The following is a 19,779-nucleotide window of genomic DNA, read 5'->3' as shown; positions in this document are numbered from 1 at the left end:
GTAAAGCCCAAAGACGAAGCCGACCAGCACACGCTGGCCGACTCCTAGGCACGCCTAAGAAACTACTCCCAAGACTGTACTCGCCAACATCGGCCTGACACTTGACAAAAACATAGGGACACCCCCCCGTTTTGCTATATTCCTCATCAAGATCCGACTCATCTGCTTCGCCCATATCACCGTCGGGCTTAATCACCACCCCCTCGTTGTACTGCTAGTATCTGGCGAGCAAACTTTTGCTCTCAGCCTCGCATTCCCCGCGTGAGCGTGGCCTCGTGGACCTTCAGTTTGTCCGACGTATCCGTAAAACTTCACTGTCGGGTCACCGGGTTGCGCGCAGCTACACAAACTACGCTCATGCCCTTAAACAGTAAATACATCACCACAAAATGAATGAAGAAAACGGTGCCGATAATCCACATGTAGAGCCGCAACGCCCCCAGCGCCCCTCACCGACAATCAGCAAGACAGCTGTCCCGATGGCACCTATCTTTCTTCCCTCCCCAGGACACGATAGGACGTCATCACCCTGGCTTTCCTCAACAATCGCGATACTGACAATTTCATCATTGCCGATTCAATGGAGTTAACTAAGAGTACCGGAGTGACATAGCGCAAATACGCTCTTTGCAACGACCACCAGGAACTGCTCCAGCGAGACGAACAGCGCGGATGAGGGATTGGCGCTCTCCACGACGGCTCCGGTCAAGAAGCCCGGCTGCGAGGCCTCGAACTCGAAGCCCGCACAATCCAGAACAGAGAACCAGATAATCGGCACAATTCTCGGTAAGGCGATGACGCCTCCGATGAATTCGTGGACTTTCCGAACGCGAGAAATGGGCACCACAAACATGCCCGCGAACGGCGACCAGCAAATGGTTCACCCTAGTAGAGCACCGTACACGCAGCCCCCTTCCCAATTCGGACTGACATCGTAGCCGTCGGTGCAGAACATAATCCTCGTCAGCGTATCCATGCTCATACCAGCCGTGTCGACGATTTAGGGCAACTGCGGCAACGTCGAGCCCCTAGGCAGGTAGAAACTGGTGAGAACATCACCACCCTAAAGTTTGTGCCTACGAATCACAAACTTCAAATGAGGCATCACGCTAAAGGTCAAACGCCTGTGCCCCGTGGCAGACTCGTCGAAGCTGCTACCCCAGCTTCTTACCTTCAGAAGTCACAGCGCCAGAGATATAAGGAAGCATTGATTAGATATACTACGTGCATGGTTCGAAGGAAGGTAATGAGGTCAGCTTCCGCGATTCTGAGTGTCGGAACGCTTCTACTTTCAGGATGTACCTCGAGCTTTGATAAGGCTCAGACAACTACACTGACGGTCTTCGCCGCAGCATCCCTGGCTGAGGTCTACGGAGCAATAGGAAAGGAATTCGAGGCTGCTAACCCAGGAGTTGACCTCCAATTTGAGTTTGCTGGATCACAAACCCTAGTGGAGCAGTTAGTAAACGGTGCGGATGCTGATTTATTAGCAACTGCAGATGCCATTACCATGGATCGCGCTGTGGATGGTGGTGCTGTGAGCGGCAGACCAATCCCTTTCGCTGAAAACATACTGACTATCGCGGTCGAGCCAGGTAACCCACTTGATATCTCGGAGCTCGTATCTTTAACAAATCCCGACGTCGCAGTCGTTGTCTGCGCCAAGGGAGTGCCGTGCGGTAACGCTACCGAAACAGCTACAGAAGCCGCCGGAGTGATTCTGAGACCAGTCTCTGAGGAACAGAAGGTTACTGACGTACTTGGAAAGGTTTCCTCAGGACAAGCGGACGCTGGCCTAGTGTACCGCACAGATATTGCCACCGCGAATGGCGCGGTGGAGGCAGTAGATTTCCCAGAAGCAAACCGAGCAGTCAATAGCTACTTCATCAATACCGTCACTGGCACCCCGAGATCTCGGGATGCCAAGCGGTTCATCGAATTCATGTCCACCGCGGATGCACAGGAAATTCTCTCGGATGCAGGCTTCCAACCGGCGGAAAAATCATAGGGCCATCACAGTGTCCCCTAGAACACCACGAATTGTCCCCCGCTGGCTATTCGTACCAGCGGGGTTAGGAATAATCTTTTTACTCCTCCCCATTATCGGACTGATATCCCAAATCTCTTGGAGTAATTTTCCAGCCCTGATCTTCGCCGACACTGCTATCGATGCTCTCCGGTTATCAATCCGCACCTCTGCAACCGCCACCGCAATTGTTGTTGCCATCGGCATTCCACTGAGCATGATTCTGGCTTGGACCGATTTCCCGGGCAAGAAGCTCCTACGCGCGCTCCTGCTCTTACCTCTTGTGCTGCCACCAGTAGTGAGCGGTATTGCACTCCTTCAGGCTTTTGGACGGCGTGGCCTCATTGGCTCCCAATTTGAAGCCTTTGGAATAGAAATCGCTTTTACTACAGTTGCGGTGGTCATATCCCAGGTTTTTATTTCGCTCCCATTCATGGTGGTGACACTCGAAGGGGCACTAAATACAGCAGGGAGAAGCTACCAAACCGTGGCAATGAGCCTCGGTGCTTCCCCAACCCGAACCTTATGGCGCGTGAGCGTGCCGATGATGACTCCTGCAATTATGTCGGGAGGCATACTTGCATTCGCCCGAAGCTTGGGAGAATTTGGCGCAACCAGCATCTTTGCAGGTTCCCGCCAAGGTGTAACCCGAACCTTACCCGTTGAGATCTACCTTCAACGAGAAATTGATCCCGACTCGGCAATTGCTCTATCCCTGCTGCTTATCATATCTTCCATTGTCATCGTCGGAGCGGTATACGGGAGGGTGCGCAAATGACAGAGGCAACAGAGTTGTTAGAGTTCGATGTATCGATCCCCTCAAGAAAGTTCGACATCGCCTTTGAGCTTCCAATGGGGCGAGTACTTGGAATCATCGGCCCCAATGGAGCTGGCAAGTCCACCATAGCTGGAGCACTAGCAGGCACTGTCGTCCCGACCAGCGGTCGCATCAGTGTCCGAGATAGAGTCTTGACCGATACCGCCACCGGAACATACGTTCCAATACACCAAAGAAAAGTCGGACTACTAGCACAGGACCCACTGCTGTTCCCGCACCTATCAGTCATAGACAACCTGACTTTCGCCCCTAAAAGCCAAGGGAGCCCGGACGCTCAAAAAGTCGCCGAGCATTGGCTGAGAAAACTCGAACTCGAGCCCCTATCCCACCGCAAACCACACGAACTTTCCGGCGGTCAGGCACAGCGAGTCGCCCTCGGTCGAGCTTTCGCCGGCTCGCCGGACATACTGTGCCTAGACGAGCCCTTCCGCGCATTAGATATCACCGTCGCTGCAGATATGCGTGCCCTTCTCTACCCGCTGTTGCACAAAATGACAGTTCTCCTGATTACCCATGATGTCCTCGATATCATGTACCTCGCAGATGATGTAGCAGTCATTGAACACGGACGCCTCGTGCGACTTGGAACTACCGACGACGTCATTGAGAAACCCCTCGACAAATTCACAGCTCGATTCTCTGGTACCAACATCATCAAAGGACGAAGCATCGGAAACGAAACACTTCGCAGTGGATCCGGGGAAATACTCGTCACAGGAAAGCCTGGCCACAAAATTCCCGCTGGACAACGAGCAATCGCTAGCTTCCGCCCTACCGCAGTGAGTATCCTCACGGACCACACGGATGAAAACATGAGAAATCAATGGCCAGCAACAATAAAAGGGCTCGAACAGGGAGCTGGAACAATCACCGTCATCTGCGATGTGAGGGGAGATTCCATCCGGGCAGAAATAAGTCCTGCATCCGCAGCGCAACTTTCACTCGTTACTGGCAATGCCATCATCGTCGCAGTCAAAGCACAAGAGATAGAACTTTACCCAGCACATTAGGGGAAAGGCGCTACAGGATAATCGCTGTACTAATGTCGTTGCCATGGCACACAACCCCGACTACCCGCTGGCAGACATCTCGGCAATTATCATCACTGTCTCCGACCGCTCATTCGCAGGCCGTCAAGAGGACAAGTCTGGGCCTAGAGCCGTCGAAACACTGATCAAGGCGGGATTCACTCGACCACAGGTGCGTGTCATACCGGACGGCATAGAATCAGTACGAGATGCACTAAAGCAAGCTATTGCAGACGGCTACAGGTTGATTGTGACAACCGGCGGCACTGGCATCGGACCTCGGGATTTAACCCCCGAAGCTACTGCCACCGTTATTGCAACTCGCATCCCTGGCATCGAGAACCAGATTCTTCACCACGGTCTGTCTTCCACCCCCACAGCTGGGTTGTCCCGACCCGTCATAGGGCTCAGCGACCGCAGCAGTAAAGCAGCACTCATCATTAATGCTCCAGGCTCTACTGGTGGCGTTACTGACACACTCGACGTCATAACACCACTTTGCGGCCATATCTTTAGCCAGCTTGCCGGGGGCAAGCACTAGGGGAATACGAGCATAATGAATCGTCTCGTATTTGTGGAGTCCATCCAAATGACTTCATCTTCCGTGCGGGGCGGCTAATCCTCGCGAACCCAAGTACCCGAACGGCCGCCAGTCTTCCTAACTATCTTTGCTTCCCTAATTGTCACCGTACGGTCTACGCTTTTCACCATATCCACGATGGCTAACGCAACCGCACTCACGCCCACCAATGCTTCCATTTCAACGCCTGTCCGGTCGGCGGTAGTCACCTCGACCGAAATGAGTATCTCACTTTCGGTAACGTCAATTTCAACTTGTGCCCCTTGCACACTTATGACATGAGCAAGGGGAAGCAAATCCGGAGTTTTCTTAATTGCCTGAATTCCGGCGATCCTTGCCACAGCAAGTACATCCCCCTTGGGAACTTCCCCACTTCGAATCGCTGCGAGGACTTCCGGTGATACATCTACTATTCCGGTAGCTGTTGCGGTTCGGATAGTCGGCTGCTTAGCGGCCACATTGACCATGTGTGCCTCTCCCGCCGAAGTCAGGTGCGTGAACCTCATTTTCCCTCCAAGATTATCGCGTCCACAATCATGCCCGGTTTCACTTGCGTAACTTCTAGCGGAATCAGCGCCAAGGCGTCGGCCCGATGAAGGCTAGCTATGGCGTGCGATGCCGAGCCCAATGCATGAGATGGCACCGCCTTCGGTACCAGACATACAGGCATAACCTGTGCTTTTCCCTGATGCGACACCCAGCCCGTACCGACTTCTACAGGCTGGGTTGAAAGCATGCCCGGACCTCCCGACAACGCGGAGAGAAACGGCCGAACAAAAACATGGAAACTCGTAAACGCACTGACAGGATTTCCCGGAAGCCCGATAATCGGTGTCCCATCTGCGGTACCGTACCCCTGCGGTTTTCCAGGTTGAATAGCAACCTTTACAAAGCTCATTCGAGGCGAATCAGCATCCTTGGTCTCTATTGACATAGCCTGCTTCACCACTTCGAAGGCTCCTGCAGACACACCGCCTGTGGTGAGAATTAAATCGGCGCACGAAGCAGCCTTGTAAAGTAGCGAAAGGAACTCATCTTCCCGGTCTACGCTGCGAGACTGCTGAACAATGTCCGCTCCCGCCTGTCTTACCAACGATGCCAGCATCGGGCCGTTGGAATCGGGAATATGCCCTAGATGTAACGATTCACCGGCCTCCGTTAGTTCGTCTCCAGTAACAATCACCGCTACGCGCGGGCGCCTATGAACCAACACCCTGGCAACACCAGCCGCGAGAACTCCCGCAAGAAGTGACGGAGTGACTCGCTCGCCGGCGGAAGCGACCATCTTTCCTCGTTCTATGTCATGCCCTCTAAAACGGATACTCGCTCCCTGCTCTACGTGTCCGGTAATTGTCACCTCCCGTGGTGCAGGTCCAGCACCCGGGGGTTGATCCGTGAGCTCTACAGGAACGACAGTATCCGCTCCGGAGGGCAGAACCGAGCCTGTCATGATTCTCATCGCGGTTCCTCCACGCAGCGCTCGAGGTACTGCCCCTGCCGGAATATCACCTGAAACTGGTAAGGTTACCGACCCTGTCGAGCTCTCAGCGAGAACCGCAATATCGCGGTAAGCCACTGCATAGCCGTCCATTGATGAGTTGTCGAAGGGCGGCACCGGAACCTCAGCTCGCACGGCTTCCGCTAAGCACTGCCCCACTGCTTCGCCGACCGACACCTCCTCAACTGGAGTAACCCTAACTAAGCGTTGCAAGCGGTTTGAGTACTCTTCAGGAGTCATCATAAAAATCGCCACACCTTAAAATCTGAAAACTTAACGTCGCCGACTGCGACACGGCCAATGAGTGGACTCCCACAACCTGTCAATAGCTTCATCGCTTCTCCGGCCATCAGGGAACCACACACTCCAACAGCAGGTCCGACGACCCCCATCGCGGCAGGGGTCGGAACAGCACCAGGTGGAGGCGGAGCAGCATGTAGGTCTCTAAGAGTCGTCGGTTTATTCGGACTAGCTGACCAGAATGTTGAGACCTGCCAAGTAGTCGCTGCGACCACCGCCCATACCAGAGGATGCCCAGACCCCGCACACCAATCGGCCACGGTGTATTTCGATTCGAAAGTGTCAGAACAATCGAGGACAATGTCGTAGCTTCCCGCAACTTGGTCCAGCAAATTTGGCATAGCCCAACCGTATTCCGCCACATCGACATCCGAGTTAAGTGCTTCAATGCTCCTACGCGCTGAGGAAGTCTTTGGCATTCCCAGTGCCGCCTCATTATGGATTATTTGGCGTGGTAGGTTACCGGTCTCGACGACATCAGCGTCGCACAGCCCAATGTGCCCAACCCCCATGCCAGCCAAGTAGCTCAGTACTGGGCTGGCAAGGCCACCAGCGCCCACGACAAGCACCCGGGCAGCAAGTAGTCTCGCCTGGCCTTCTTCCCCAATAACTGAGATTGTGCGTTGATGCCGCTCTCGCTCACGGGGAGATAGCGATCTAACGGGATTATGGAGTGCTAATGCCTTCTCACTAAGGCCTTTCACGGAAGACCACTCCAACTCGTAGAGCCGTTAGAAAACTGCTGGAGTTTCCAAATCGGGACGCGCGTTTTGATCTCTTCAACGATATCTAAACAGGCCGAGAACGCCTCAGCCCGATGCTCTGCAGAGACAATTGCAATGAAAGCATCATCCCCAACCTCCAAATCACCTACTCGATGAGCCACTACAACCTGGTGAACTTGGTCTCGCTTCGCAACGCCCTCGGCGATGTCCGCCAAAGCATCTTCGGCGAAAGGATGCGCTGAATACTGAATACCAGCTACGAGTTGTCCTCCATCGTGGTTTCGTACCACGCCGCGAAATACGACAGTTGCACCACAGCGCTCATCCTCAGCTAACTCTTCCAATGCTTGGGCATCAAGAGGCTGTATCGAAATAAATGCGTATGGCACTCTCCTATCCTCCCGCAAATGGAGGCAAAACATGGAGCTCTGATTGAGGCCCCACCAACGAATCCCGCCGAGCCCGCACACCATCAACAAGGAACGTGGAATGTTCCAAAACCCGTGCGAGCTCAGAGTTTTCCTGTCGCAGTGTGTTCAACACGGTTGAAAGAACGACTCTACCGTCAACCTGAATATCACGTTCCGAACACCCCGCCGCACTAGCGGCGGCCGCAAAGAATTCCACCTTCACGTTAATTTTCACCTCAAATCTCTCTTTTAAGAGTAAAATAGCTTTTCGTTTTCGATACGGCAGTCTCGGTACCCTTACCAACGTGCCGTACCGTTGCCAAAAGCACACCACTCGGACAGATCACTTCGATACCTACCCACCGATGGCTGACATCGTCCGCGACGGCGTCGCAAACCCGACTTGCTCGATACCGTGCTCACGAGGTTTCCCCCACATCGCCTGACGCCACACAGCAGCTATCTCACTATCAGTAGCGCCACCGCGCATTAGCTCCATCAAATCTGTTTCCCTTGTCGAGAAAAGGCACGAGCGAACCTTTCCATCAGCAGTGATGCGGGTACGCGAACACGCACCACAAAAAGGCTCAGACACCGACGAAATGAAGCCCACATCTCCATCTGGGAGACCTTTTCCCCTCACCGGGAAAACCTCAGCTGGTGCTGATCCTCGCTCGCGCGCAAGTCCCAACTCAAAACCAGCATCGGTCAACCTCTCTTTCACGGCAGCACTGGTCACTACAACTGATGGATCCCATTTCTCCGTGCCAATTGGCATGTTCTCGATGAAACGCAGCGACGCGCCAACACGCAAAGCATAAGACAAAAGCGCTGCCGGATCATCCTCATGATGCAAAACAGCATTGATTTTTACTGTCATGCCCGTGGAAATCGCCGCTTCAATTCCCCGCAGCACATCGAGTAGGCGATCCCTCCGAGTCAGCGCAGCGAATCGGGAGCGATTCACGGTGTCCAAAGAAATATTGACTCTGCTAAGCCCAGCTTCTCGCAGCTTCTCGGCGCGATGCGTAAGTGCAGTTGCGTTAGTCGTCAAGGCCAGAACTGGTTGAGGTTCCAATTCTGAAATCTCAGCAATAACCCCCTCAAGGTTCTTGCGTAGAAGCGGCTCACCACCAGTAAACCGTACCTTTGTTACGCCTAGGTCTCGAACCCCGATTTTCACCAACCGTACGACCTCGGAATCAGAGAGTAGGTTCGATGTAGGGAACCAATCCATACCGTCAGCAGGCATACAATAAGTACATCGGAGATTACACCGATCTGTCAGAGAGATACGCAAATCAGTCGCTACCCTACCGAATTTGTCCACAAGCTTCATCGAATAACCTCCAAATCTTGCATCTCATCTATGTACGCTTATGTACGCTCGCTCTTGAAATAGGTCAAGCCCTAATGGCGTATCTGGCTATCGTATCTGTGGCTATCTTTGGACTGTGTGTCATGGGTCAACTCGCGAACAGCAGGTGGTGATCATGTGGCGATTTCCCTGCTGCCAGTAGCAATGCCGTCGACAGCGTTGGCTGCGATGACCTGTTTGGTCTGGGCCAGACTAGTCAGCGAAATGTAACGTTTTGCTGTATCCACCCATCATGTTGTTCAGCCCGTTCCGCGCCAACAAGGCGAATGAAAGCAGCACGATCCGGGAAGATTCCCACGTTATTCGTGCATCGTCGAATCTTCCGATTGAGTCCAACAGCGGGGTATTCGACCAGATCTGGGCCACACTGCTGACGGCGCTGCCGTAATCGCCAGCGGGCCCGGCTCCGTACGCAGCTTAGAGATGGCTACGTCACAAACCCGACTCTGGTGTCAAGTTGGCCGCGGCAGTGTCCATGACGGGTTTTAGTCCTTTCTGGCTATACGGTGGCGCACTTGCCGCCGCAGACGCTGTCAGCCTAAGTAGAGATAATCTGATTAATGAAATCTCCGGGCATTTGACGCGGCAAATCTGGGAAAATTTGGGGCAGTAAGCCTTGGGAATAGATAGTTGGATTGCCCTAAGGAAATTTCACGGCCACCGAAAGTGCGTTTCTTTCAAGAGTAGGTAGGAGTTGATTCGATAGTTACACGCAATGATCGCCCAATGCGCACTGACTCGAGGTTTACCGCGGGCTACAGATACACCGAATTAAGGGACGCAACCGAGATACTACCGAAATGATCCTTCATCCTGGTACAGATCCCGGGTTGCACACAGCAGTAGAGGGAAATAAAGTGACTCAACGAACCGAAGAGGGATAGCTACAAGGAACTTCATAAATGGCAGAATCCAGATATAAGCGAGCACCATTTTCAAGCATTCAAGGCACACTTGGACTTGCAGTAGCAATGGGAATCGGCAGGTTCTTCTATACTCCACTACTTCCCCTCATGGCGGCCGCTCTAAACTGGTCAAGCTCCATCTCGTCTTGGATTGCAGTAGCAAACTATCTTGGTTATCTTTTCGGATCATTAGCCCTTTCTAAAGACTGGGTTCCCAAAACGGTGCCCGTTTATCGTGGATCGCTAATTTGCTCGACATTACTGCTTGCCACAATGGCATTGACAGATAACCCAGGAATACATAGTTTCATTCGATTTTTGGCTGGAATAGCGTCTGCATTCATCTTCGTGTGTATTACACAGTTTGCCAGCCAGAATTTACACTCCCCTTCTCTGGTTGGTTTTGTTTATGGTGGTGTTGGATTAGGCATCACTGTTTCTGGAATAGCAGTATGGCTACTAGGCCAAACCTTGGCATGGGCACACTTATGGGGAGCTGCCGCCCTAATTAGTACCCTATTTAGCATCGTAGCTTGGACCTGGCCCATTAGCACTGAAGCGCCCCCTAGAAATCGAAAGATTCCGGACAGTTCCGCGGATCGATCTACTTCGGAGTTTAAGCGAGCTTTCCGATTATTAGATACAGGCTATTTCTTTCAAGGCTTTGGGTACATTATTATCGGAACCTATCTCGTTATACTAGCTAACCCTGTTTTCGGCTCATCAGCAGCCGCCATCACATGGGCCGTGGCTGGCATCGCAGCAATTCCCTCACCCTACCTCTGGTCAGCATTGGCAAAGCGTTACGGTCGGCGCCATACGCTACTTAGCTGTTATACACTTCAAGTTGGTGGAGCGATTGCAGCTATTTTTGGAAATTCAGTTTTCTTACTAATGGTTGCCGCAATAATTTTCGGCGCTACCTTCATGGGGATTACAATGCTTACAATCTCAATAGGCGTCGCCTATGGAATAAATGGCGGGGCTGCCCGATTAACGACTTGGTATAGCCTAGGACAAGTCGTAGGACCAGCAGTTATCGGGCTATTTTTATCAGATTCAATTAAAGCATCATTTATTATTGCGACTATCGCTATCGCCATCGGCATGGCAACAATTAAGCTTTCACGGTTGTGATAAGCGTTTATCTTCGTTTTGTTGCAATCATCCTTGGCGCCAAAGGCGGCCGTCACGACTGAAATGAGAGTTCTACCATACAATATTAATGGCTCGTAGTTTTCACCGAAGATGGCTCCATTTTTGCAATACGCTGATTCAGTGAAAATTACCGCGGGTTAAGTGACAAAAATGTGTCTGGTTTCCAGCATATCTGCTGATCAGACTATGTAAAGCGGGCTTGAATAAGGTTCCAGACCTTATTCGGGCGCGTTTTTCCTTCAATCCACCGGAACGGCGTCCCAGTGTGGTAGCCGGATGTTGGTTAGCTTTGCCGGTGACACCTAACAGACCACGATGCCCCGTATGTACTGGGCAAATGAAGAGAAACGGCACCACCAGCAAAGGAACAACCCGCTGGCGCTGCACCAAATGCGGACACTCCTTTACCCGCAACACCCAAACACACAACAAAACGCCGCTACCATGACCTGGTTCATCCAATGGGTCACCGGCACCCAACCACTGACACAGATTGCAGTTACACAAAACGTCTCAGCAAAAACACTGCAACGCCGCTTCCACTGGTGCTGGTGGATCATCCCCACACCCACCATCGATACTTTCCGTATCTACGACCAGATCTTCCTGGACGCAACCTACCTAAAGTCCGGCTGCCTCCTTATCGCTGCCAGCAAAACCCACGTCATCAACTGGACCTGGGCCAGACAAGAAACCACCGCCGCCTACACCGAACTACTACGCCCCATTGCCGCACCACTTGTCGCAGTGACAGACGGCGGACAAGGCGCCCAATCAGCCATCCACCACTGCTGGCCGACAACACGCATCCAACGCTGCCTCGTCCACGCCCAACGAACAGTCCGCCGCCATACCACCAGCAATCCCCGCACTGACGCAGGCAAAACCATCTACCGCCTAGCCCTGAAACTCACTCGCATCACAGACCTTGACCACGCAGCCGAATGGGTCACACACCTGCACGAATTCAACCACACCTACCAGGTGTGGATGAACGAGAAAACCACCATCCGCGCCCCTGCCAGCGATGCCTACAGCAGGGTCTACACCCACCAACGCGTCCGAGCGGCCTATCAGTCATTACTATCCCTGCACCGCAGGAACCTGTTATTTACCTACCTGCAACCACCACCAACAACCATCAATCCTGACGGACTAGCAGCGACAACAAACAGTCTTGAAGGCGGCATCAACGCCCCAATAAAAGAACTAGCCCGCAGACACCGCGGATTATCACTACCGCATCAACGCACAGTAATGGATTGGTGGCTGTACCTACATACAGAAGTCCCTGACGATCCGGTCAAGATCGCCAGGGACCAGCGATGGGGTCAAGACGCACTTTCCACAGCAACAAACTTGATCACCCACGACACCACAGCCACTACCAATGACATCGGTGCACCAGCAGAATACGACACCGCCATCGACACCAGCTACCAACACAACCTCGGCATCCACTGGGGCAAATAACCACGACACACCCGGGAAAGACACACTTTTTGTCCTTTAACCCCTATTCGACTTGGACTAGGCCTTCTCAACGAGAAAATCCCCTCGCCGGTATCTAAACCAACGAGGGGATCAATTTGTAGCGGGGGCAGGATTCGAACCTACGACCTCTGGGTTATGAGCCCAGCGAGCTACCGAGCTGCTCCACCCCGCGACGAGTGCTGTACGCCATCGCGTCAGCGACTCCCCTACTGTAACGCAGAGCTTGGATAAAGTGAAATCGCCTGGTCATAGGCGATTTCACCAGAGACTAGCGCTCAGTCTGCAGGTCCTGCACTGCCTTATCCAGCTCGTCCAGCGCCTTACCGAACTCCTCGAAGGTGCCGGACTCGCGGGTCTTATTCACTTTGTCCATCGCATCGCGCACGCGCTGCTCCGGAGCGGTATCAGTGCCCTTGTCTTCAGACTTGTCGGAATCACTCTGGCCAGACTTGCCGGCAGTACCCTTCGCGTCGGACTTCTTGTCGTCCTTGGACTTATCGCTCTTGTTCTTATTCGGATCCACTACCGAGCCGTCGATCTCCCGGATGTCAGTGGTGGAGGACGTGTTGATGCCCACCTGACTCAGAGCCTCGGCAATGGTCGGGGCGTAACCCACCTGGCCGTTGTAGCTCACCAGCACACGCAGCAGCTTCGGGAAGGCCGAATCCTGCCCACTGCGCTGCGAGTACACCGGCTCGACGTACAGGATCTGTCCGTCGCCCACCGGCAGCGTCAGCAGGTTGCCGTTCGTCAGGTCGTTCGTGCCCTTCAGCAGGGTCCGCTCGCGCGCGATTTCGTCAGAGGACATCATCGTGTCCTGCGCCTGGTTCGGGCCCAGCGTCTGCGTGCCCGTCGGTAGCACTCGCACGTTGATCTTGCCGTAGTTATCCGGGTCAGAGCCCACGGACATGTGCGCCGCCAGGAACTCACGGCGCAGACCGCGGAACGGGGTGATCAACTGGAAGGAGGGCTTGTTCGTCTCCGGGTCAGCAGCCACCACGTAGTACGGCGGCTGCGCATTATCCTGCCGGTCCTGCGGGGCCGTCGGATCCGTCGGCACCGACCAGAACGAGTCGTTTTGGAAGAACACGCCCGGATCAGAGACGTGATACTTAGCGATCAGCTCGCGCTGCACCTTGAACATATCCTCCGGGTAGCGCAGGTGATCCTCCAGCTCCTTACTGATCTCCGAACGCGGCTTCACCACACCCGGGAACGCGCCCCGCCACGCCTTCAGCACCGGATCCGATTCATCGAAGGCGTACAGATCCACGCTGCCGTCATAGGCATCCACCACGGCCTTCACAGAATTGCGAATGTAGCCAACCTCGTTGTCGACCACCTGGGACTCGCTCACGCCATCGGGATTAATGGCGTCAGCAGTAGAATCAGTGAGCCCAATGCGCTCGGAGTAGGGAAGATTATTCAGCGTGGTGTACCCGTCTACAACCCACTTCACACGGCCGTCAATGACGATCGGGTAGGTCTTGGAATCCGTAGTCAGCCACGGAGCAACCTTGTGCACACGCTCGCGCGGATCGCGCTCATAGAGGATCTTCGACCCCTTGCCGATGCGGTCAGTCAGCAGCATGTTCATCGACTCGAAGTGAGCCGAGAACATCAGGCGGTTGAAGTAGTTAGAAACATCCACACCACCGGTACCGGTGTAGGTGTAATTGGATGCGTCGGTATCGTACTCCAGCGGCTCGCCCTCGGTGTTACCGACGATCGCATAGTCAGCATTGCTCTGCTTCGACGAGGCAATGACCGGACCGAAGTAAATACGCGGCTGCTTTACATCCAGCTTCAGCTCGCCGCCCTGCTTACCGGACTCCATGGACTGCAGATCCGCGACCGTGTACACCGGGTAGCCACCGCGGGCCGAGCCGACATCGCGAGCGACTTCATCCACCTTGCGGGCCGGCGCCGCCACAAAGCCATTGCCGTGTGTGTACACCGTGTGGCGGTTAATCCAGTCGTTTTGGTTGCCATCCAGGGTATTCGGGTTCAACTCGCGGGCAGCAACCACGAAATCGCGCATCTTGCCATCGACCTTGTAGCGGTCAATGGCCAGCTCATCCGGGAAACCATAGAAATTACGCAGCTGCTGTTGCTGGGTAAACGTCGGAGTCAGTACCTCCGGATCCAGCAGACGCACGTTGGACAAAGTGGCGGAATCGTCGGCGACGGCCTTCTTCTGCTCCTTAGACGCTGCATCGCCTGACGAACCCCAGTCGCGGTCGTAGGTCACCTTGTCGTCACCGATGCCATAGGCGAAACGGGTGGCCTCGATATTGCGGGCAATGTACTCCCGTTCTTTTTCCGCACGGTTCGGGTTCACGGAGAACTGCTCTAGTAGCGCGGGCCAGGCGAAGCCCACGGTCAGCGACGAACCCACCATCAGCGCCACAGCCAGCGCCGGGATTCGTAGATCCCGCAGCACAATGGTGATGAAGAACATGGCAGCCACGAAGATGGAGATCACCAGCAGCACGATCTGTGCCGGCAGCACCGCGTTGATATCCGTGTACGACGCACCGGTGAAAGTATCGTGTGAACGGGTCAGCAGGCTATAGCGGTCAAACCAGTACCCCACAGCCTTCAGCAACATCCACGCACCCGCGATGATGGCCAGCTGGCGACGGGCGTGGATAGAAATGGAGGCCTTCTCCCCCACCCGCGGATTGCCCGTAGTGATGGAACCCAGCAGGTAGTGGCCAACGCCGTTAAGAACGAAAGCCAGGATCAGCAGCACACTAAAGGTAGAGATCAGCAGCTGCAGGAAGGGCAGGTTGAATGCGTAGAAGCCGAGATCCATATTGAACTGCGGATCGCGCACGCCGAAGTTAGAGCCATTCAAGAACAACAGCACAGAGCGCCAATTCGATTGCACGATCATGCCGGTGATCACGCCGACGAACAGTGGAATACCCACCAGGAATGGCCGCATATTGCGCCGGATCAGCGGACGGTACTCCGCCAGGGGCGAAGACGTTCCCAGCGAGTCGATCTCGTCTGGCCGCGCCCTATAGGCCAAGAACGCAGCCAGCCAAGAGATCAGCGCACCAATCAGGCCGAAGATCACAAACAGCGCTGCACGCGTGACAATCACGTTCTGGAACACACCCTGATACTCCACGCTGCGGAACCAGGCGAAGTCCGTGTAGACGCTCACCACCACCGGGATGATGAACACGGCGATGGCGATAATCGCCACCGCAATGCCCAGTATCTTCGAGCGCCTGCTCGACACTGGACCGGATGGGAACTGCTGCTTCGGTCGCCCCGAAGACGGTGGCATGGGCGTGCTCAAGGCTTTGTTACTCTCCTGCTAATCGCGCCTGTATCTGTCGCTGATCGCGATGTTTCCACAAGGATACGTACAATTCTTACAGCGTCATAACAAATCCCAGTTCCGTCCCCTACCCACAACGTAACTTTGAGAAAGGCTGTCCGCATGACCTCTTCCAATCCCTCCCACTCCGTCGACCTGCAGGATGAGCGCGTGCTCAACGCTGCTCTGCGCGAGGCCGTGGACTTTGTACAGGCAGAGGGATGGGATCGGCCTGCCACTCTTTTTGCACTGGTCCCCGCCACGTTGATCGCCGACGCGGCCCCGCAGGCATTCGATGACGAGGCTCCATCCAATCCCCTCGCACTCGTCGTTCAGGAGGATATTCCGGAGCACATTCGCCCCGGTAGTGAAGAGCTTGGCCAATTCCTCGCCACTATCCGCTGGCCTGCCCCGGTCGTCGGTGCGATCCTGGCTCAGGAGATCACTTTCTCCAACGCCGCCCCCGGCGCCGACCCTGCCCCGCGTCAGGCTCGCCTGTTTAGCGGAGTTCTTTGTGACGCCGACTTTTCCGGCCCCGAGCGTTCCCTTATCCAGCTACGCCCCAGCGAAGAAGAGCTGGAGGCCGATCCTTTCGGCCAGGACAAGGTGCAGCTACTCGGCGGCGATGACATCGCCCCCGGCGTGATCCACACACTTCGCGCGACTTTCGAAGCCGACGAATAAACCCCCGCACACGTTACGGGCTACTTGCAAGTATCGGCCTGCTTGCCTTCGTTGTAATCCTTGAGATCGCTGATGGCATCGTCCAACGTGTCGACCTTTAGCAGGGTGATTCCCTCAGGCGGCTCGTGGACCGCCTCTGCACAGTTCTTTTCCGGTACGAGGAACACCTCTGCGCCGGCCTCCTTGGCGGCGGCGATCTTGTGAGTGATGCCACCGATCGGGCCAACCTTGCCTGCGGCGTCGATAGTGCCAGTACCAGCGACGAACTTACCGTCTGTGATTTCCTCGGGCGATAGCTTGTCTACCACTGCCAAAGAGAACATCAGACCGGCGGAAGGGCCGCCAATATCGGTGAGGTTGTATTGCACCTTGATGTCACCGCCCGGCTGGGCCACAGTTGCCACTCCGAGAAACGCGGTCCCCTCCGGGTTTTCGTTGCGCAGCTCCTTCGGCAGCTCACCGAGAGTGACCTTCACGTCCTTTTCATTGCCCTGACGCTTGACGGTGATCGTCACCTCATCGCCTGGCTTTTGGTCCTTGACCTTGTCCGACAGCTCATTGGGGAGCTTGACTTCTTCCCCGTTGACCTTGGTGACGATGTCGTTGACTTCGATCTTCCCCTGCGCCGGAGAATCTTCGGTCACCTCCATCACCATGGTTTCCAGCGGCTTATGCAAATGATTCATAGCCGAAATGGTGGCATTGGATTCCGAGCTGGAGAACGCTGCGGCATTTTGGCGCTGTACTTCCTCCGAGGACTTTCCGGAGGGGAAAACGTGCTCGATTGGAACCAGGGTGTCGTCCGTCGTGGCCCATCGTTTAAGAGCCTGCGGGAGCGTCATATTTGTCCGCACCGACACGGTAGTCATGTTCAGGTTCCCACTCGTCGGATGGGTTTTTGCACCCGTAATGTCCACAACGTCGCGACCGTCGACCTGCCCCAGCGTGTTAAACGTCGGCCCGTTGCCCTCGGCGGCATAGGGAACGGTGATGTTGATGTTGGTGCCGGGAATCGAGGGCAGACCGATGAGGGAAAGCACCGCCACGACGGGCACTGCGCCCACGACGATAGTGCGATTTCGCCTGTTCCAGAATTTCACCCGCCTAACTTTACATGCATCCCCCGACGAGGTTGGCCACCACCGCCGAAGCACCCCGACCGCTCTGTTCGCTATCAGCACACGGGAAATAGCACCATAACGGGCTTTCGGGGTCGTTTCCGCACTGAGAGAGTCGGTACGGTGGGGTACATGAGTAAATTCGGCTTTGGCTTCCACGGCCCGCACAACTCCGATGACGATGGCGACAAGGATCGCGACAAGGACCACGACCGGGATCGTGATCGGGACCGCAATAACGAGAACAACGGGAACGAAAACAACCCGTTCGGCTTCTTTTTTGGCGGCCCGATGGGCGGCGGCACCAGTGGCACGGGTGCAGGCGGCATGGGTCCAGGAGCTGGCGCGGGCAACCTGGGGGACATCCTGAACCAGTTCGGTTCCATGCTCTCCGGTTTCGGCTCGGACATGAACAGTTCCGAAGGCAAAGGGCCGGTGAACTATGCGATGGCCAAGCGCACCGCCCGCCAGCGCATTGCAGCCACCCGGAAGGACACTCGTCCGACCCACAATGATTCTCAAGCCGTGGCAGATTCGGTACGCCTTGCTGAATTGTGGCTAGACGAAGCCACCATCCTGCCCGCAGGCGCGTCCAGCTCTGTGGCCTTCGGCCCGGCGCAATGGCTGGATGAGACCTTCGAAACATGGAAGCGTGTGGTGACCCCACTGGCCGACAAGCTGGGCGATGCTGCACTCGGCGGTGTGCCGGAGGAGATGCGCAGCCAGCTTGGCCCGCTCGCCGGCATGATGAAGCAGATCAACGCCATGAATTTCGGCGTGCAGCTGGGTAATACCCTCGGCGAGATGGCCACCGACGTGGTGCTTTCCACCCAGTGGGGCGTACCCCTGGCGCAGGGCGAGACGGCAGCCATCGCCACCGAACACCTCGACGTCATGGCCAAGAAGCTGGGCTGCGAGCCCCGCGAAGCGCTGATCTATCTGGCCGCGCGCGAAGCCGCGCACCTACGTTTGTTCAAGCACGTCCCGTGGCTGGTGGAACGTCTGATCCTGGATGTCGAAGAGTTCGCGGCCGGGCTATCGCTGGACTACTCCGCCATCGAGGAAGCCACCGGCGAGTTCACCCCAGAATCCCTTAACGACCCGGCGAAGATGCAGGAAATGATGGAACGCATGCAGGGGCAGGATCTTTCCCCACAAGTCGTTTCGTCCAATGTCCATGCCCGTGAGCGCCTGGAGACGAGCCTGTCGCTGATCGAGGGGTGGGTGGATTATGTGACGGGTGTTGCCTTGGACTCCCGCATCCCTGCCGCAGCCATGATCAACGCCGCGTGGTCGGAGTTCCGCAACAACGGCTCCCCTGCCATGGACAATCTGACTAAGGCCCTCGGAATTAGCTTCACCGCTCCGAAGGCAAACGAGGCAGTCGAGCTGTGGCGCAAGCTGGATGATGCGGTGGGCGTCAAAAAGCGCGACGGAGTGTGGGATCACCCGGACTTCCTTCCGGTCGCGTCCGACCTCGACAACCCGGCAGCTTTCATCAGCAACATCGCGTTCGACGAGGACGAGATGGAGGATTTCAACCCCATTAGCGAGATCGAAAAACTCGAGCGGGAGCTCAATGAAAAGCGCGACAACGGTGACGACACCACCGATACCCCCGAGGACTAGCTAATCGCGCATCCCCCAGCGCTTGAAAGCCTCCAAGTACCCCTGTGCTTTCTCCAGCTGCGGGGTGTGCGCCTCCCAGCGGTGAAACTCCGGGCCGTGATTCGGCACAAAAGTATGAATCAGCTCGTGGATAATCACCGCATCCAGCACATAGCCCGGCACGTCCTGCAGGTAATGCGAAATCCGGATGCGCTTGGACTGCACCGAACAGCTGCCCCAGCGCGTGTTCATGTTCGTCACGAACTTGATCTCGCCGATCGTTGCCCGCCCACCGAGGTACTTGCGGTTTAGCTCCCGCGCGCGGTCGGCAAGATCGTCGTTGCCTAGGGCATGACGCCTACTCTTCAGCGCCTTTCCGAGCAGCTCCACGCTAATGCTGCGCAGTTCGGCTTCTCCGATGGCCGCGGGAGCCATGACCAAAAACCCATTGCCTTCTTCCCGCACTGCAACGGTTTTCTTGCGCCTAGCGGATAGCCGGAAGGTGACAGGCGGCACTCGGTTTGGTTCGGCTCCTGCCTGGAGCTGGCGGGCGAGCTCTGCCTCCACATCACGAGCCAGCTGCTGCGGGTCAAGCGCCCGGTGGCGGTAGGAGGAAACCACGGATTATCCTTTCCACCTGCGAGGACTATGCCTCCCTGCTAGGGTGAGAGGCGAATCACAGCGCGTGGGGAGCA

The 19,779-nt window shown here is 55.5% G+C and carries 17 protein-coding genes, 1 tRNA gene and 2 pseudogenes; 8 read left to right on the top strand and 12 right to left on the bottom strand.

Going from position 1 to position 19,779, the window contains the following annotated elements:
- Positions 1 to 586 precede the first annotated feature (586 nt).
- Positions 587 to 877, bottom strand: a complete 291-nt coding sequence (locus ACUY2T_RS08985) for a BCCT family transporter (protein WP_269763758.1) — start codon at positions 875 to 877, stop codon at positions 587 to 589.
- 369 nt (positions 878 to 1,246) lie between these two features.
- On the opposite strand from ACUY2T_RS08985, the gene modA reads away from it, so the two are divergent.
- Genes modA through ACUY2T_RS08965 form a run of 4 tightly spaced genes read left to right on the top strand, consistent with a single transcriptional unit; the run spans position 1,247 to position 4,433 of the window.
- Positions 1,247 to 2,008 (top strand): molybdate ABC transporter substrate-binding protein, encoded by a 762-nt coding sequence (gene modA / locus ACUY2T_RS08980; protein ID WP_448308325.1) that lies wholly within the window; start codon positions 1,247 to 1,249, stop codon positions 2,006 to 2,008.
- Positions 1,977 to 2,804 carry an ABC transporter permease gene (locus ACUY2T_RS08975; RefSeq protein ID WP_049780517.1) on the top strand — a complete coding sequence of 276 codons (828 nt, stop codon included), beginning with the start codon at positions 1,977 to 1,979 and terminating at the stop codon, positions 2,802 to 2,804. The genes modA and ACUY2T_RS08975 overlap by 32 nt, the downstream gene beginning before the upstream one ends.
- Positions 2,801 to 3,874: a sulfate/molybdate ABC transporter ATP-binding protein gene (locus ACUY2T_RS08970; RefSeq protein WP_448308324.1), complete on the top strand. Its 1,074-nt coding sequence runs from the start codon at positions 2,801 to 2,803 to the stop codon at positions 3,872 to 3,874. Before ACUY2T_RS08975 ends, ACUY2T_RS08970 begins: the two co-directional genes overlap by 4 nt.
- 43 nt (positions 3,875 to 3,917) lie before the next feature.
- The gene (locus ACUY2T_RS08965; protein WP_005293785.1) at positions 3,918 to 4,433 is read left to right on the top strand and encodes a MogA/MoaB family molybdenum cofactor biosynthesis protein; all 516 of its coding nucleotides are present in this window, start codon (positions 3,918 to 3,920) and stop codon (positions 4,431 to 4,433) included.
- A 74-nt stretch (positions 4,434 to 4,507) separates the two neighbouring features.
- On the opposite strand, the gene moaC is transcribed toward ACUY2T_RS08965, so the two are convergent.
- From moaC to ACUY2T_RS08930, 7 genes and pseudogenes are all read right to left on the bottom strand, one after another.
- The gene (gene moaC / locus ACUY2T_RS08960; protein ID WP_005293787.1) at positions 4,508 to 4,978 is read right to left on the bottom strand and encodes a cyclic pyranopterin monophosphate synthase MoaC; all 471 of its coding nucleotides are present in this window, start codon (positions 4,976 to 4,978) and stop codon (positions 4,508 to 4,510) included.
- Positions 4,975 to 6,213 carry a molybdopterin molybdotransferase MoeA gene (locus tag ACUY2T_RS08955; RefSeq protein ID WP_011273990.1) on the bottom strand — a complete coding sequence of 413 codons (1,239 nt, stop codon included), beginning with the start codon at positions 6,211 to 6,213 and terminating at the stop codon, positions 4,975 to 4,977. The genes moaC and ACUY2T_RS08955 overlap by 4 nt, the downstream gene beginning before the upstream one ends.
- Positions 6,210 to 6,974, bottom strand: a complete 765-nt coding sequence (locus ACUY2T_RS08950) for a HesA/MoeB/ThiF family protein (protein ID WP_011273991.1) — start codon at positions 6,972 to 6,974, stop codon at positions 6,210 to 6,212. The genes ACUY2T_RS08955 and ACUY2T_RS08950 overlap by 4 nt, the downstream gene beginning before the upstream one ends.
- On the bottom strand, positions 6,971 to 7,417 hold the full coding sequence (locus ACUY2T_RS08945; protein WP_011273992.1) for a molybdenum cofactor biosynthesis protein MoaE: 447 nt from the start codon (positions 7,415 to 7,417) through the stop codon (positions 6,971 to 6,973). Before ACUY2T_RS08945 ends, ACUY2T_RS08950 begins: the two co-directional genes overlap by 4 nt.
- A complete protein-coding gene (locus ACUY2T_RS08940; protein ID WP_005293793.1) occupies positions 7,389 to 7,622 on the bottom strand; it encodes a MoaD/ThiS family protein in 234 nt (77 codons plus the stop codon). Before ACUY2T_RS08940 ends, ACUY2T_RS08945 begins: the two co-directional genes overlap by 29 nt.
- Before the next feature lie 138 nt (positions 7,623 to 7,760).
- Positions 7,761 to 8,744 carry a GTP 3',8-cyclase MoaA gene (gene moaA / locus ACUY2T_RS08935; protein WP_011273993.1) on the bottom strand — a complete coding sequence of 328 codons (984 nt, stop codon included), beginning with the start codon at positions 8,742 to 8,744 and terminating at the stop codon, positions 7,761 to 7,763.
- Between the two features lie 152 nt (positions 8,745 to 8,896).
- Positions 8,897 to 9,178 (bottom strand): annotated as a pseudogene (locus tag ACUY2T_RS08930) (transposase); the annotation flags it as partial.
- A gap of 507 nt (positions 9,179 to 9,685) precedes the next feature.
- Between ACUY2T_RS08930 and ACUY2T_RS08925 the strand changes: the two are divergent.
- Both ACUY2T_RS08925 and ACUY2T_RS08920 read left to right on the top strand, forming a co-directional pair.
- Positions 9,686 to 10,825 (top strand): YbfB/YjiJ family MFS transporter, encoded by a 1,140-nt coding sequence (locus ACUY2T_RS08925; protein WP_434823345.1) that lies wholly within the window; start codon positions 9,686 to 9,688, stop codon positions 10,823 to 10,825.
- 316 nt (positions 10,826 to 11,141) lie between these two features.
- A pseudogene (locus ACUY2T_RS08920) lies at positions 11,142 to 12,319 on the top strand (IS1249 family transposase).
- A gap of 119 nt (positions 12,320 to 12,438) precedes the next feature.
- Here the strand turns inward: ACUY2T_RS08920 and ACUY2T_RS08915 are convergent.
- Together ACUY2T_RS08915 and ACUY2T_RS08910 are read right to left on the bottom strand one after the other, a co-directional pair.
- A tRNA-Met gene (locus ACUY2T_RS08915) sits at positions 12,439 to 12,512 on the bottom strand.
- A 96-nt stretch (positions 12,513 to 12,608) separates the two neighbouring features.
- The gene (locus tag ACUY2T_RS08910) at positions 12,609 to 15,641 is read right to left on the bottom strand and encodes a UPF0182 family protein (protein WP_448308327.1); all 3,033 of its coding nucleotides are present in this window, start codon (positions 15,639 to 15,641) and stop codon (positions 12,609 to 12,611) included.
- A gap of 156 nt (positions 15,642 to 15,797) precedes the next feature.
- Here ACUY2T_RS08910 and ACUY2T_RS08905 point away from each other — a divergent pair, with 156 nt between their 5' ends.
- Complete coding sequence (locus ACUY2T_RS08905) at positions 15,798 to 16,358, top strand: PPA1309 family protein (RefSeq protein WP_034977643.1); 561 nt, start codon at positions 15,798 to 15,800, stop codon at positions 16,356 to 16,358.
- A gap of 20 nt (positions 16,359 to 16,378) precedes the next feature.
- On the opposite strand, the gene ACUY2T_RS08900 is transcribed toward ACUY2T_RS08905, so the two are convergent.
- A complete protein-coding gene (locus ACUY2T_RS08900) occupies positions 16,379 to 17,458 on the bottom strand; it encodes a YlbL family protein (RefSeq protein WP_448308323.1) in 1,080 nt (359 codons plus the stop codon).
- 150 nt (positions 17,459 to 17,608) lie between these two features.
- Between ACUY2T_RS08900 and ACUY2T_RS08895 the strand changes: the two genes are divergently transcribed.
- The gene (locus ACUY2T_RS08895) at positions 17,609 to 19,105 is read left to right on the top strand and encodes a zinc-dependent metalloprotease (protein ID WP_448308322.1); all 1,497 of its coding nucleotides are present in this window, start codon (positions 17,609 to 17,611) and stop codon (positions 19,103 to 19,105) included.
- Here the strand turns inward: ACUY2T_RS08895 and ACUY2T_RS08890 are convergent, their stop codons facing one another.
- Positions 19,106 to 19,705 (bottom strand): M48 metallopeptidase family protein, encoded by a 600-nt coding sequence (locus ACUY2T_RS08890; protein ID WP_034977651.1) that lies wholly within the window; start codon positions 19,703 to 19,705, stop codon positions 19,106 to 19,108. It abuts the gene before it with no gap.
- Positions 19,706 to 19,779 lie beyond the last annotated feature (74 nt).

The sequence above is a fragment of the Corynebacterium sp. 22-2729 genome, from assembly GCF_053479475.1.
Note: the sequence above shows the minus strand (reverse complement) of the source record. Positions and strands in the feature narration are given on the sequence as shown.